This is a genomic window from Paenibacillus sp. GXUN7292, from assembly GCF_050864975.1.
Classification (GTDB): Bacteria; Bacillota; Bacilli; order Paenibacillales; family Paenibacillaceae; genus Pristimantibacillus.
The window spans coordinates 1-12,882 of the sequence record NZ_JBOZWO010000073.1 but is presented as its reverse complement, the minus strand read 5'-3'; the positions used below and the strand labels follow the sequence as shown (position 1 = coordinate 12,882).

General features: G+C 44.4%; 13 protein-coding genes. 6 read left to right on the top strand and 7 right to left on the bottom strand.

Features of this window, described 5'->3' with window-relative positions; translation table 11 throughout:
• Positions 1-442 precede the first annotated feature (442 nt).
• Positions 443-1,681: a CapA family protein gene (locus tag ACRRU2_RS27910; RefSeq protein WP_432506667.1), complete on the bottom strand. Its 1,239-nt coding sequence runs from the start codon at positions 1,679-1,681 to the stop codon at positions 443-445.
• Positions 1,668-2,405 (bottom strand): M15 family metallopeptidase, encoded by a 738-nt coding sequence (locus ACRRU2_RS27905; RefSeq protein WP_432506665.1) that lies wholly within the window; start codon positions 2,403-2,405, stop codon positions 1,668-1,670. Before ACRRU2_RS27905 ends, ACRRU2_RS27910 begins: the two co-directional genes overlap by 14 nt.
• Before the next feature lie 188 nt (positions 2,406-2,593).
• Here ACRRU2_RS27905 and ACRRU2_RS27900 point away from each other — a divergent pair, with 188 nt between their 5' ends.
• The 5 genes from ACRRU2_RS27900 (at position 2,594) to cmpA (ending at position 6,814) form a co-directional block, all read left to right on the top strand.
• Entirely contained in the window at positions 2,594-3,250 is a 657-nt protein-coding gene (locus tag ACRRU2_RS27900; RefSeq protein ID WP_331699929.1) for a response regulator transcription factor, read from the top strand.
• A gap of 3 nt (positions 3,251-3,253) precedes the next feature.
• A complete protein-coding gene (locus tag ACRRU2_RS27895) occupies positions 3,254-4,696 on the top strand; it encodes a sensor histidine kinase (RefSeq protein WP_331699928.1) in 1,443 nt (480 codons plus the stop codon).
• Positions 4,693-5,469, top strand: coding sequence for a hypothetical protein (locus tag ACRRU2_RS27890; protein WP_331699927.1), 777 nt, complete (start codon positions 4,693-4,695; stop codon positions 5,467-5,469). Before ACRRU2_RS27895 ends, ACRRU2_RS27890 begins: the two co-directional genes overlap by 4 nt.
• Before the next feature lie 402 nt (positions 5,470-5,871).
• Positions 5,872-6,588 (top strand): N-acetylmuramoyl-L-alanine amidase family protein, encoded by a 717-nt coding sequence (locus ACRRU2_RS27885; protein ID WP_432506662.1) that lies wholly within the window; start codon positions 5,872-5,874, stop codon positions 6,586-6,588.
• A 79-nt stretch (positions 6,589-6,667) separates the two neighbouring features.
• Entirely contained in the window at positions 6,668-6,814 is a 147-nt protein-coding gene (gene cmpA, locus ACRRU2_RS27880; protein WP_331699925.1) for a cortex morphogenetic protein CmpA, read from the top strand.
• Positions 6,815-6,934: 120 nt separating this feature from the next.
• Here cmpA and ACRRU2_RS27875 read toward each other — a convergent pair whose 3' ends face one another.
• From ACRRU2_RS27875 to ACRRU2_RS27855, 5 genes are all read right to left on the bottom strand, one after another.
• The gene (locus ACRRU2_RS27875; protein ID WP_331699924.1) at positions 6,935-7,615 is read right to left on the bottom strand and encodes a nitroreductase family protein; all 681 of its coding nucleotides are present in this window, start codon (positions 7,613-7,615) and stop codon (positions 6,935-6,937) included.
• Between the two features lie 401 nt (positions 7,616-8,016).
• Positions 8,017-10,227 carry a Tex family protein gene (locus tag ACRRU2_RS27870; protein ID WP_432506669.1) on the bottom strand — a complete coding sequence of 737 codons (2,211 nt, stop codon included), beginning with the start codon at positions 10,225-10,227 and terminating at the stop codon, positions 8,017-8,019.
• Positions 10,228-10,393: 166 nt separating this feature from the next.
• A complete protein-coding gene (locus ACRRU2_RS27865) occupies positions 10,394-11,062 on the bottom strand; it encodes an MBL fold metallo-hydrolase (RefSeq protein WP_432506660.1) in 669 nt (222 codons plus the stop codon).
• A 3-nt stretch (positions 11,063-11,065) separates the two neighbouring features.
• Positions 11,066-11,632: a thioredoxin family protein gene (locus tag ACRRU2_RS27860; protein ID WP_432506658.1), complete on the bottom strand. Its 567-nt coding sequence runs from the start codon at positions 11,630-11,632 to the stop codon at positions 11,066-11,068.
• Between the two features lie 72 nt (positions 11,633-11,704).
• Entirely contained in the window at positions 11,705-12,313 is a 609-nt protein-coding gene (locus ACRRU2_RS27855; protein WP_331699921.1) for a DedA family protein, read from the bottom strand.
• Between the two features lie 172 nt (positions 12,314-12,485).
• On the opposite strand from ACRRU2_RS27855, the gene ACRRU2_RS27850 reads away from it, so the two are divergent.
• Positions 12,486-12,794 carry a dehydrogenase gene (locus ACRRU2_RS27850; RefSeq protein ID WP_331699920.1) on the top strand — a complete coding sequence of 103 codons (309 nt, stop codon included), beginning with the start codon at positions 12,486-12,488 and terminating at the stop codon, positions 12,792-12,794.
• Positions 12,795-12,882 lie beyond the last annotated feature (88 nt).

The window sequence follows — 12,882 nt, the reverse complement described above, 5'->3', positions numbered from 1 at the left end:
AAATTTCATGTACATTTGGCCGTTTTGAGGTAGCACCGACCGATTCTGTATGATATTTCATATACATTTGTGTTTTTTGGGGCATTTCAGCGTATTGTATATGAAATTTCATGTACATTTGGCCGTTTTGAGGTAGCACCGAAGTGCCTACAAACGCTAAATACTCCATATCAGCACATATCGCCACACCTCAGCAACTCAACTTACTGCATGTTAAAAGGAATAAACCGCTATTTGATTGGCTGCAGTCATCAAAAGCTAACCGAAACTCTAAGTAAGTAGAAAGAGCAAAATTTGATTTCCTACAATCGAAAGTCCATCAATATTAAAGATATTCATAACTTGGATTAACACAAAAAAGAACCTCACTGCGCCCATGCAAGCGTCCATTAGCCGCATTGACAGGCGAAGCAGGTTCTTTTATTTTAATCCACGAATAGCTTCAATTTTTAATAATTGGTGTTGTATCCATTTTAGATACCGTTGCATCGCGAGAACGTTTCATGCGTTGTTTGAATGCCGCGGATATATCATTGCTATCAAGATAACTCTCAACAGGAAGTATGCGGTACGTATATTTGGATTGGCCTTCTTCCTTGTCGCGATATACCCATGTCGGGACGTATTCCACATGCTGTATCGTCGTTTCATTAGTTTTGTTGTCTTTGCGAATATCGATGTTAACGATAATACCGTCCTCCGTAAGCTCATTGCGGCTGTCGAGCGTTTCCCTCCTTTGATTGGAAATGAAATTGCCCATCGAATAAATGACAAACGTTGATTTATCTGCTGTCTCTATGAATTCTGACTTTTGTATAACATGCGGATGGCTTCCTAAAATAATGTCTGCGCCTTCCTTAGCCATCAGCTGTGCAAATTCAATTTGCTTCGCATTCGGCTGCTCCACATATTCATCGCCCCAATGCATCAAGGAAATTATTATATCGGCTCCAAGCTGCTTGGCTTCTCGTATATCCTTAACGATCGCGGTCTTGTCCATCATATTGATCATCGCATTTAGTTCATCAGCGGCATACTTGCTGCCTAAGCCGTTCGTGCTTTCTGTATAAGATAGTATAGCCACTTTAATTCCTTTAACATCCTTCATCAGCACTCGTGATTCCGGTTTTTTGTTATACGTGCCCACTGTATCGATACCTTTACTTTGAATCGCTTCAACCGTCCGTTTCAGTCCCTCGCTGCCGGTATCCAGACTGTGATTGTTCGCAGTGGTCAAAACGTCAAAGCCTGCATATTTAATCGCATCGATAGCTTCATCTGGAGAATTGAAGACAGGATAGCCGCTGTATGGCCGACTTGATCCGGCTGCCGTCGTTTCAAAATTAGCAATAGCCAGATCAGCAGCGCTAATAATTGGCTTAATATCTTCAAATACGGATTTAAAATCATAGGTTTTGCTGTTAGCATCATAAGCGCTGTCGAGCTGTGTCTGATGAAACATAATGTCGCCGGCAGCAGCGATGCGGATAGTGGTATGCTGATCCGAATCGCTGCCGGCATTCGAGCTGGATTCGGCTGCAACTGGCAGATTGCCCGTTTCTAAGCGCTGAAATACTTTCACGAGATAGGGAACTCCTGCAATTAAACCAACGAGAACCATAAATAGCAGCAGTACCAGCAGCCTCCTGCGCGCTCTGCGCCTTGCACTAGCTGATCTCATCTTTTGGCTTCTCCTTCTCCAAATATTCCTCATAAGTCAGACCGCTCGTGTAAACTTTGCCGGCAAGCTCTGTTCCTAAATAGCGGATATGCCAAGGCTCATAAATATAGCCTGTTATCTTTTCCTGACCCTTCGGATAACGAATAATAAATCCGAATTCATGCGCATGCTCGCTGAGCCACTTGCCTTCGGCCGTTTCTCCAAACGTTTCCTCGAGCTGAAGATTAACGCTTTCGCTTGTCACGTCCATCACGAGCCCCGTTTGATGCTCGCTCTGCCCTGCTCTGGCGCTATAGCGATTAGCCGCCTCCTCGCCATGCTTGGCAGCGTAATTTTCGAATAGCAGCCTTTGCGTTTGAAAGGAACGATAACCCGAGCGAGCATACAGCTTAATGCCTGCGTCAGCAGCCTTGTCGAACATTTCCTTCAATGCCCCGGCAGCTTCCCTTCTTAACTGATTCACTTCCGGATTGTTCAGAACAGTAGGCACATCCACTGTAACCAAGTCATCCGGCACATACGTCTCGTCTAAACTTTGCTGCTTGTTGACTAAAGCCACAATCGAAGGGTCTCGAGCAGGCGGAGAAGGCTTGTCAGATTCAACAGCTCCGCCCACAGGAATTTCGCTTGCTGCCGGATCAGCCTTAACAGCCGAATCGGAGCAGCCTGTCAGCTGCATAGCCAGCAAACATGCGCCAAATGCAGCTATCCATTTGTTAGTCATCGGTATACTCTCTCCTTTATGTCTATACATAAAGTTTAAAAGTTAGATATATGGGAAGTTAGATGTAATTGTAATGAAGTTGTAAAGTCGAAGGAGAGAAGTGTTCATAGTTTAATATTGACATTGCAATAGGCGGGGATTGGTGCTATTAATAGGCTTATAAAAATGATAGAGGAGACAAGCAACCATTGAGCAAGCGAATATTGATCGTTGAAGATGATGTGAATATATCGAAAATCATAAAAATGAATTTAAATCTCGTTCATTACGAGACTATGGAAGCTTATGACGGGCTTGTTGCTTTGGAGCTTATCAAGAAAGAAAAAATCGACTTGATCCTGCTCGATGTAATGATTCCCGGCATGGACGGCTTCATGCTAATGGATCGGATTAAAGCCTTTGGCATACCTGTCATTTTCCTTACTGCAAAAAATTCAGTATTCGATAAGGTGAACGGCTTGAAGCTTGGCGCTGAAGATTATATGGTAAAGCCATTTGAAGCAATTGAGCTTCTGGCGCGGATAGAAACCGTGCTTCGAAGATATGGCAAGGAAGAAAATGTACTGGAGTTTCGAAATGTAAAGCTGCTTATGGACAAAAGAGAGGTCACGATAAACGGAGAGCCTGTGGAACTGACCCCTAAAGAATACGAGCTGCTGCTTGTGTTGATGAAAAATAAAAACATCGCGCTGACGCGCGAGCAGTTTCTCGACCGGGTATGGGGAGCTGATTATTACGGCGAGACAAGAACCGTTGATATGCATATTAAATCTTTGCGCAAAAAGCTCCATATGCAGGATTATATTAAAACCATCTACAAGATTGGCTATCGCCTGGAGGACTAAAGCATGAAGTTTTGGAAAAAGATTTATCTGTTCTCCCTCCTTGCATTCGTTCTCATCTTTAATTTATCATCCATCCTATTTATCGAGCGCATTCATAGCAAAATGCTGGAGCAGGAAATTAAGAGCACGCTGAGCGAAAATATGAATATTCAGGCAAGCGTCAATGCCATCGTCCCTATTATGCAAATTTATGATTCTGTCGATTACGAAAAAAAAGTAATGGAGCAAATCGTTAACGAGTTTATTTCCCAAAATCGCAATCAGCAAATTTTTATAGAAATTAAAGATGAGGATAACAAGCTCATTTTCAGCAATAATGCCGATCAAAAGCTGCCAGAGGAACGGGAAGAGCTTGACGGCTTGCAGTTGGAGGAAATTCGGTACATTTTACGGGACATTGATGACCGGACGCTGCTGTTTACGGCTAACTTAATTGACGTTCAAAAAAAGGCTTATTTATTTACGTATACCAAGGATGTTACTCATCTTTATGAGGAAAGAATCGATCAATACCGCTTTTTTATTCAAATGGATATTATCGCTTGCTTACTTTACATGCTCATTATGTTTTTTGTCAGCAAAGGGCTGACCAGACCGATTGATAAGTTAATTCGGACGGTCAAAGTAATAGCGCAGGGAGATTTCACAGAACGTGTAAAAATAAAAGCAAAAGATGAGGTTGGGGTGCTTGCCAACAATTTCAATATTATGGCCGATGCGGTGGAAAATACGATTAAAGAGCTGGAGCTGCGCAATAGTGAAAAGGATCGTTTTATTCAAAACTTTACGCATGAAATTAAAACCCCGCTCACGTCAATTATCGGTTATGCCAATTACTTGCGTGTGACGAAGTATAACGAGGAGACGTTGGTCGACGGCTTGAACGTAATTAGCAGTGAGGCCAAGCATCTTGAATCGCTCTCCTTCAAGCTTATGGATTTAATTATGCTGAGAGATGATCATTTTGAAATGGCGGCAGGGAATTTAAAAAAGGTTGTTGACGAAATTACACCTTCACTTAGCATCAAGGCAAAGCAGAAGCAAATTGAAATTATAACCGAATGCGAAAGCTGCGAGCTCGAGCTGGAAATAGATTTAATAAAAATATTAATTGCAAACTTAGTGGATAATGCGATTAAAGCATCGCCGGAGCATAGTACGATTATGATTCGAGCATTTAACCATCAAGAAAAAATATATCTTGAAGTGATCGACCGGGGTGCAGGCATACCGAAAGAGCATCTCGACAAAATTTTCGAGCCTTTCTACATGGTTGATAAAGCCCGTACAAGAAAACATAATGGCGCAGGCCTCGGCTTATCAATCTGCCAAAACGTAGCAAGCTTGCATCAAGGAATAATTGAAGCTGAAAGCATAGAGAAGCAAGGTACTACGATACGCGTCATATTTGATCCTCATATGGAAAACGAGGAGGAAAAACAATGAAAAAATTCATTCTATTGCTGGTAGTCTGCTTTATTTTCCCGCTGCTAGCCGGATGCTCAAGCCTGTATAACCCATATCCCAAAAATACAGTGATGATAAAGAACTTGGAAGCCAAAGAGCAGTTCAAGGTGCAGGACGACGCCCTGCTATCGGAAGAGACGATAAAGTCGCTAGGCATAAATGCGATTAATAAATATTTCAATAATCATCTAAGTAAAGATAATGTGGAGTTCGAGCTGCAGAGCATAGACTACAACGATATTAAAAAATTGCTGGCTAGCGCAACCAGCTATTTGAATTTAGATCAGGACATATTGGATTCATATATTGAGCAGTTGAACAAGGTATCAAGCGGTTTATATTTTATTACGATTACGAATGTTTTCAATGAATACGATATCTATGGCATTACGATCAATCCGAGTAATGGTGAGATTTTGAGAGCGACCAAGGCTAAAAACTTCGCTGAAGTAAAGGTATCGGAAGAAGACGCGCATGTTGACGATGAAAAGCTGGTACAGCTTGCCAAACAATTTGCCGATGAGAAGGAGCTCATAAACACTGCGATTGATGCAAGCCAAATAAGAGTTTACCAAACCATGAACGGGCTGAGCGAGCTGTATTATATTAGCGATGACAGGAAGGTGATGTTTTATTTCATGATCAACTATGTAAAAAACGAAGTGGTCGATTTTTCCAAAGATGTTTTGGCAGCTATTCAGATCGCCCACTTTGACTCAAGGTATTTTGATTATAAGCTGAAATACGGCTAATGACATATAACTTATAACGCGTGGCACTTCGCAGTGCCATCCTCTTCCGGTTGCTTGTTGCCCTATCCACAATGAATCACGGCTTCCCTTGCTAACTGGTCAGTCGTTCCGCTATTACACCCAAAAGAGCAGTTTTGAGGCGGCAATGTGACAGACGTTCCGTTATTGATCCGTTTACAGTAAATAAAGCTCCATTTTGAGCCGAATAACGGAACATGTGTCCGCAAAAATTTAAAAAACGCGTTTTCGAGGCAAATAACGGAACGTGTGACCGTACCGATACATTGCAGGCAACCATTCACAAGCAAGGGACTGGGCAACTTTACAGCTTCTTTACAACTTAATAAAACTTCTCATATATTCGAGCCTTACACTTGATGCTTAGAGACGGAGGTTCGAAATATGAGATTAATACGAAGACGATCACAGCGCCGCAAATTATTTTTACTTATGAGTCTTGCACTCCTGTTCGGCTTGCTCTGGGCTATCAAGTCGCAATCAGCACCGAACAAACTGTTGTATGGCGCGCAGCAAACACCCGGTGAGTCAGCTACACCCGCAGTACCATCCGATACCGCTCCCTTGGTCATCGTTCTTGACGCAGGTCATGGCGGGCACGACCCTGGCGCAGACGGTGCAAGCGGCAAATATGAAAAAAATTTTACGCTAGCACTAACCGAAAAAGTATATCAGCTGCTTTTAAAAGAACCGGAGTTCAAGCCTTATATGACACGCACAGATGATACCTTCATCGAACTGGAGGATCGGGCAGCAATCGCCAATTCACAGCAAGCGGATGCATTTTTATCTATTCATGGAAACACATTCACCAGCGATACAAGCGTTTCAGGAACAGAAACCTATTACTACGAACTAGGCAGCGCTAAGCTAGCTCAAGCCATGCAGCAGGCCATTGTGAAGGCAACCGGATTTAGGGATCGGGGCATCAAGCAAGAGGACTGGAAGGTGCTCCGGTATAGCGAAGTGCCTGCCGCATTGCTCGAGGTCGGCTTTCTGACCAATGCCCGGGAAGAGGCCTTTTTGCTAGGAGAAAAGGGGCAGAACCAAATCGCCCAAGCGATTGTAGATGGTTTAAAAAACTATTTTCAAAGCAAATAACGCAATGGACCTGCACGTACAAACACCCATCCCCATAGTATAGTAATACATCTTGTTTTGCCTGGAGGGAGGGGTGTGCATGCCGCAATGGCTATGCAACCAATTGCAGCGAGCGTATTTCAAACGTGATCGCAGACAAATAAAAATGTTAAATGATTGCTGGTATTTTTACCGCAACAAACTGGGAGACGATCAAGAGGATAAAACATCCTCAACTTTTCGATAGAGCATGACCTGACAAACATAATGAAACGTAAGCTTCTAAAAAAAGAACCTTCACCAAAGCCCATAATGGAACGTTTCAGCTCCATAATCGCGCGGCTTGGCGAAGGTTCTTTGCCTGTCTTTATTCGGGCATTTTGTTGAATGCCAGCACCTCTTGGATGGGCAAGCGAGCGGACGGATGGCCAGCGGCTGCCGCTTTGCCGATTGGCAGCATAAGCGCTGGAATATAGCGATCAGACAGCTCAAACAAAGCTTTCACTTGATCGCGATTATAGCCGCCCATTGGCACTGTGTCATAGCCGCGAGCATGAGCAAGCAGCATAATGTTCATTGACACCAGACCAGCATCGAATAATACAATTTCCTTTAATCTGTCATAAGGAATCGAGCTGTACAGCTTAATCGAATTGGCAGACATTTTTTCCTTTACTTCCTCTGTAATAAAGCCTGCATCAAGCGCTGTTCCAAAAATCTGCTCTGTTTTTTTATACATTTCTGTATCGGCAATGATCAATATAATAGCAGAAGCTTCGCCAACCTGCTTCTGATTATTTGCAATTGGAACTAGCTTTTGTTTCAGTTCTGGATCGGTGACAACAATAAATCTCCATGGCTGCATATTGGAAGATGACGGGGCTCTAGTCGCCTGCTTAAGGATATCCGCAATTTCTTCCTCGGAAATAACTGCACTTGTATCATAATGTCTTACCGCACGGCGCCCATTCATAATAGTAAGCAAGCCTTGCTCATCCGCGTTTACCACTCTTGCTTGCTCTTCCCTTTGCTGCTCTGTAACTGACATCTCTTTCACTCCTCTTTCTCTACAAACCTTCATAACTGTATTAATAATATTTACAGTATAAAGAGGCATATACCATTTGTCAATGCAAAAGGTGGAGCTGCGCTGCTCCACCTCCCTGCTTGAATTAATTACTTTTAGGAGACTGTCGAGTAATTGTGGATAGTTGCAACAAGCAATAGAAAGGGGTGCCACTGCGATCAAGATTGGGATTCCGACCGCTGTTGTAGTCTAATTTTTATGAATAACTAACCCCTGTAAAGGAAAAAATTAGCCTACAAAGGCGGACGCTACCGCTTCTCCATTCCCATTCTTGCTCTCCGTTTCCACTTTCTCATTGCTTATCAATAGTTGCCCACAATGAATCGACAGTCTCTTTAGCTGCGTTATTTGCAGTATACTATTTATCCCTGCTGCGGCTGCCGCATCGTCAGGCTGACACGACCGCGCTTTAAGTCTACGCTCATAACCCATACTGTTACAGTATCGCCTACCGACACAACATCCATCGGATGCTTTACAAATTTATTGCTTAGCTGAGAAATATGAACAAGTCCGTCGTTTTTCACGCCAATATCGACGAACGCACCGAAGTCAATCACATTGCGCACTGTTCCCTGCAGCTCCATGCCTGGCGTCAAATCTTCCAGCTGCAATACATCGGTATGAAATATCGGAGCTGGCAGCTCCTCACGCGGGTCTCGCCCAGGGCGAAGCAAGCTTTCTACGATATCGCGCAAGGTAGGAACCCCTACGCCAAGGTCAGTAGCTAGCTGCTCAATATTAATATGCTCCAGACTGCCCTTCAGCTCGTCTGAACCGATCTGCCCCAGCTTCAGCTGCAGCTGCTTGAACAGCTGATCTACTACCGCATAAGATTCCGGATGGATCGGAGTGCGGTCAAGCGGATTGGAAGCTTCCGGTATCCTTAGAAAACCTACGCATTGCTCATAGGATTTCGCCCCTAAACGGGCTACCTTTTTCAGCTCCTTGCGGTCTGTAAAGCGTCCGTTATCTTCCCGGTGCTTTACTATGTTGCGCGCAATCGTAGCATTCACTCCCGCCACGTAAGAAAGCAGCGAGGCAGATGCGGTATTGACATCGACACCTACATGGTTAACAGCGGATTCAACGACGCCGCCAAGCGTCTCGCCAAGCCTTTTTTGGCTCACATCATGCTGATACTGTCCAACTCCGATCGCTTTAGGCTCGATTTTGACGAGCTCAGCAAGCGGATCCTGCAATCTGCGCGCAATGGAGACAGCGCTTCGCTCAGCTACGTCGAGCTCAGGAAACTCCTCTTGAGCTAGTTTCGAAGCTGAATAGACACTCGCTCCCGCTTCGTTGACAATAATATATTTCAGCTCCGGCTGCTGCCCTCGCTCCTTGCGCTTTGCAATGAGATCTGCAATAAACTGCTCTGTTTCACGAGAAGCAGTACCATTGCCGATTACGATTAAATTCAAGCCGTATTTATCGATCAAGCCATTAATTATTTTTTCCGCTTCTGCGACCTTGTTGTTAGGAGGCGTCGGATAGCTGACAGCTACTTCAAGCAGCTTGCCTGTATCATCAATCGCCGCAAGCTTGCAGCCAGTTCGAAAAGCAGGGTCTACTCCAAGCACCATTTGGCTGCGAACAGGAGGCTGAAGTAATAAATTACGCAGATTTTCTGAGAAAATGGAAATGGCATGCTCCTCCGCCTTCTCAGTCAGCTCTCCCCTTACCTCGCGTTCAATCGATGGAGCGAGCAAGCGCTTATAAGCATCCTCGATAATAACGGTGAACACTCGCTTCACTGCATCGGCTGTTCCGTTTCGAAGCAATCTTCTCGTTATATAATCGTGAATTCGCTCAACTGGAATATCCAGCGTAACGCGCAATATTTCTTCGCGCTCGCCGCGATTGATCGCTAAAATACGATGCGGCGGAAGCTTGCGAAGCGGCTCTTGGTAGCTGTAGTACATTTCATAGACGGATTCCGCGCTATCATCCTTTGCAACGGTGCATAAAATACCTTGATCCATTGTAAATTTTCTAATCCACGAACGAATCGCGGCGTCATCTGCAATGTTCTCTGCAATAATATCCATTGCCCCCTGCAGAGCCTCTTCGCTTGTTGCCACTCCCAGCTCCTCAGATATGTAGCGCTCCGCCTCCGCCAGCGGCTCGCCCTGACGCGGCTGCGACCATAGCCACTGCGCCAGCGGCTCCAAGCCTTTTTCCTTTGCCACGCTGGCACGTGTTTTCCTTTTTTGGCGGTAAGGACGATATAAATCCTCTACCTCCTGCAGCTTGACTGCCGCCTCGATTTGCTGCTGCAGCTGCTCGGTCAGCTTGTCCTGCTCATGAATGAGCCGTATAACTTCACGCTTGCGCTCCTCCAAATTGCGCATATACTGAAGCTTCTCTTCAATAGAGCGCAGCTCGTTCTCGTCAAGCTCTCCAGTTGCTTCCTTGCGATAACGCGCAATAAAAGGAATCGTATTGCCTTCATCTAGCAATGCTACTGCAGCTTTTACTTTTGTTTTAGGAAGACTTAGCTGCGAGGCGATGACATCCGTAATTTTTATCGTTTCTGCCGAGCGTTGTTCAGGCGTCAGCTTCACATCCATTTTTACTTCTTCCCCGTCAGCTTGTGTATGCTGGATCGTTTCATTCGTCAATATTAAAGCACCGTCCTTAATAAACTATGCATACATGCGGTAACATCAGCATGCTATCAAACTATGAAAGTGATCAAGCATTCCTTGCATAAGCGAAGCAGGAATGCTCTCCTCTTTATCTTACATATGGGTTATTCGCTTTTTCAAATCCGATCGTCGTTCTTCCGCCGTGGCCAGGATACACAATCGTTGTTTCTGGAAGCGGATAAAGCTTTGACTGAATCGAATTGTATAAATCACTTTCTTTTCCGCCTGGCAAGTCCGTTCTGCCTACTGACATACGGAACAGCACATCGCCCGAAAACAGATGATTGCCGCATAGGAAGCTAACACTTCCCGGCGAATGGCCAGGCGTATGCATGACAGTAAACGTATGGTCAAGCAGCTGAAGCTTCTGCCCTTCTGCAAGAGCATATTCAGCTGGCTCCGCCACAATTGGCGGCGTGACGTCGGACCATCTCATGGAACCGTTTTTACGGGCATCTGTTAGCCAGTCTGCCTCCAAATCATGAATATATACAGGACAGCCAGCTGCTTTGCGCACTTCTTCAAGTCCGCCCATATGATCAAAATGCGCGTGCGTCAGCAATATGGCTTCCACCTCAACGTCACGGATGCGCTGCAGCAGTGCTTTAGGATTCATGCCTGGATCAATAATAATCGCCCGTTCCTTAGCTTGGGCTGCCTGTTCAGCAGAAGACTGCTCCTCTTTGACTACAATAAGATAGGCATTTGTTTGAATGGGTCCTAGTGCAAAAGATTCGACTGTAAAGGTTGTGTGCATTCGTTAAATCGTCTCCAATAAAGCGCGCAGCTCTGTTATAATATCGGCCTGATAGCCTGTACCCTCGCCATAGCGGCGAATAATTTCTTTGCGTGTTTCAGCCAAATTCGTCTGATAATCAGCTGCCTCACGGTCTGGATTTGCCTTTTTGAAAGCTATCATAGGCTCTTGCACGTACTGTGGCCGAGGGCCCCATTGACCAAGCACCGCGCCTTTCTTATTTGTGAAAATAACGATCGGTATGGAGCGGCCTCCCAAGGTTAGGAATTGATCCATCGTCTCCATATGCTCTTCTATTATCAACACTTCTACGGGAATATTGCTTATCTCCAACGCATTAAAAATAACAGGCACATTGCGAACGACATCACCGCACCAATCCGCCATTAGAATAAAACAAAGCAAATCATCGCGTTTGCTCAATGCTTGAAAAAACTGACGGTCCTCTTCGTTATTCCATGCAAAAGCTGTCTTCCACTGTTCAAACTGCTCTTTATTTTTAGTCATTCCTTCGATAAACTGCCCAGGTGTAATACCTTTGTTTATTTTATCCAGCAAATTTGTTGACATTATGTATCCCTCATTTCATACATTTTTTCCTACAAATGTGCTTTATAGCTCATCTTCTTTATTATACTACACTTACTTTCTCCTTGCTCTGCGCAAAAAGAAAAAAAAGACCAGCAATCCGATTGCAGCAATAAGCACATAAGTAATCGTTGAATATACCGATAGCAACTGCATGACAAAGGACCAGTTTTCCCCGACAAGCGCCCCGATGCCAACCATTGTTATATTCCAAATGAACGTTCCAATACAAGTAAATAATAAAAAAGGTGTTAAACGCAGCTTCGCCATGCCTGCTGGTATGGAAATCAAGCTTCTGATAAGCGGAATCATTCTGCAAATAACAACAGCCCAGTAGCCGTATGATTTTATCCACTTGGTTGCTTTTTGTATATCTTCTTTTTTCAGACGCATCCAACTGCCTTTTCGTTCGACCAGCTTTTCCATTCGTTCCATGTTGAACATGCGTCCTATTCCATACAGTACAAGTGAACCCGCAATGGAGCCCGTTGTAGCAACGACTGCAACGCCCAGTACGCTAAGTGAGGTTTTTGTTGTCATAAAGCCGCCAAACATCAATATAATTTCCGAAGGTATAGGCGGGAATATATTTTCTAGCGTAATCAAAAGTAAAATGCCAAAATAACCGTATTGCTCTATTAAGTCCGCAATCCAATTTTCCATTTTTGAACCCTCCACCTTAGGCTGCAAGCATATATTATCTCTCCCATCCTATGCATGTCTCATTTAGATATGACAAGCCTGGCATAATAAAGATTACACACTTAGGCTATAGGCGTTGTGACCATCCTGCTGCACATTGCATAAGAATGTAGCAGAAAGGAGTCGGTACAGCATGAATCATAATCAAAAACAAGAAAACCCGCTGCCATCCGTAAGGAAGATTAGAAGAGCTTGCAGCAAAGAGCTATACCGTACTTTAAAGCGTTTGAATAAATGGGTAAGCCCAGACAAAATTGAAGCCGCTGAAAAGCTGTATGTGCAAAAGGTCGCAGCCAATCTATTATGGATTGTAGAAAATCAAAGCAATAAAAAAGCGCAGTCCGACTGGTGGGAGGAGCACGTCAGCGAAGAAATTGCACAATTGTGGGAGGTGGACAAAGCGCAGCTTTGCAGTGCTTTTCGCGATGCTTACGGGGGATAAATCAATGCAAGGACAACCAGGCTGGCTGTCTAGGCAGCAAGCGCATTTACCGACTTAGTTAGTGTCATACGCTAACGGTTGTCAGAAG

Excerpts from the sequence above, each read along its gene's own strand:
- ACRRU2_RS27890 (WP_331699927.1), top strand. The coding sequence starts at position 4,693 with ATGAAAAAATTCATTCTATTGCTGGTAGTCTGCTTTATTTTCCCGCTG.
- ACRRU2_RS27895 (WP_331699928.1), top strand. The coding sequence starts at position 3,254 with ATGAAGTTTTGGAAAAAGATTTATCTGTTCTCCCTCCTTGCATTCGTT.
- ACRRU2_RS27875 (WP_331699924.1), bottom strand. The coding sequence starts at position 7,615 with ATGTCAGTTACAGAGCAGCAAAGGGAAGAGCAAGCAAGAGTGGTAAAC.
- ACRRU2_RS27865 (WP_432506660.1), bottom strand. The coding sequence starts at position 11,062 with ATGCACACAACCTTTACAGTCGAATCTTTTGCACTAGGACCCATTCAA.
- ACRRU2_RS27910 (WP_432506667.1), bottom strand. The coding sequence starts at position 1,681 with ATGAGATCAGCTAGTGCAAGGCGCAGAGCGCGCAGGAGGCTGCTGGTA.
- ACRRU2_RS27870 (WP_432506669.1), bottom strand. The coding sequence starts at position 10,227 with ATGGATGTGAAGCTGACGCCTGAACAACGCTCGGCAGAAACGATAAAA.
- cmpA (WP_331699925.1), top strand. The coding sequence starts at position 6,668 with ATGCCGCAATGGCTATGCAACCAATTGCAGCGAGCGTATTTCAAACGT.
- ACRRU2_RS27855 (WP_331699921.1), bottom strand. The coding sequence starts at position 12,313 with ATGGAAAATTGGATTGCGGACTTAATAGAGCAATACGGTTATTTTGGC.
- ACRRU2_RS27885 (WP_432506662.1), top strand. The coding sequence starts at position 5,872 with ATGAGATTAATACGAAGACGATCACAGCGCCGCAAATTATTTTTACTT.
- ACRRU2_RS27905 (WP_432506665.1), bottom strand. The coding sequence starts at position 2,405 with ATGACTAACAAATGGATAGCTGCATTTGGCGCATGTTTGCTGGCTATG.
- ACRRU2_RS27860 (WP_432506658.1), bottom strand. The coding sequence starts at position 11,632 with ATGTCAACAAATTTGCTGGATAAAATAAACAAAGGTATTACACCTGGG.
- ACRRU2_RS27850 (WP_331699920.1), top strand. The coding sequence starts at position 12,486 with ATGAATCATAATCAAAAACAAGAAAACCCGCTGCCATCCGTAAGGAAG.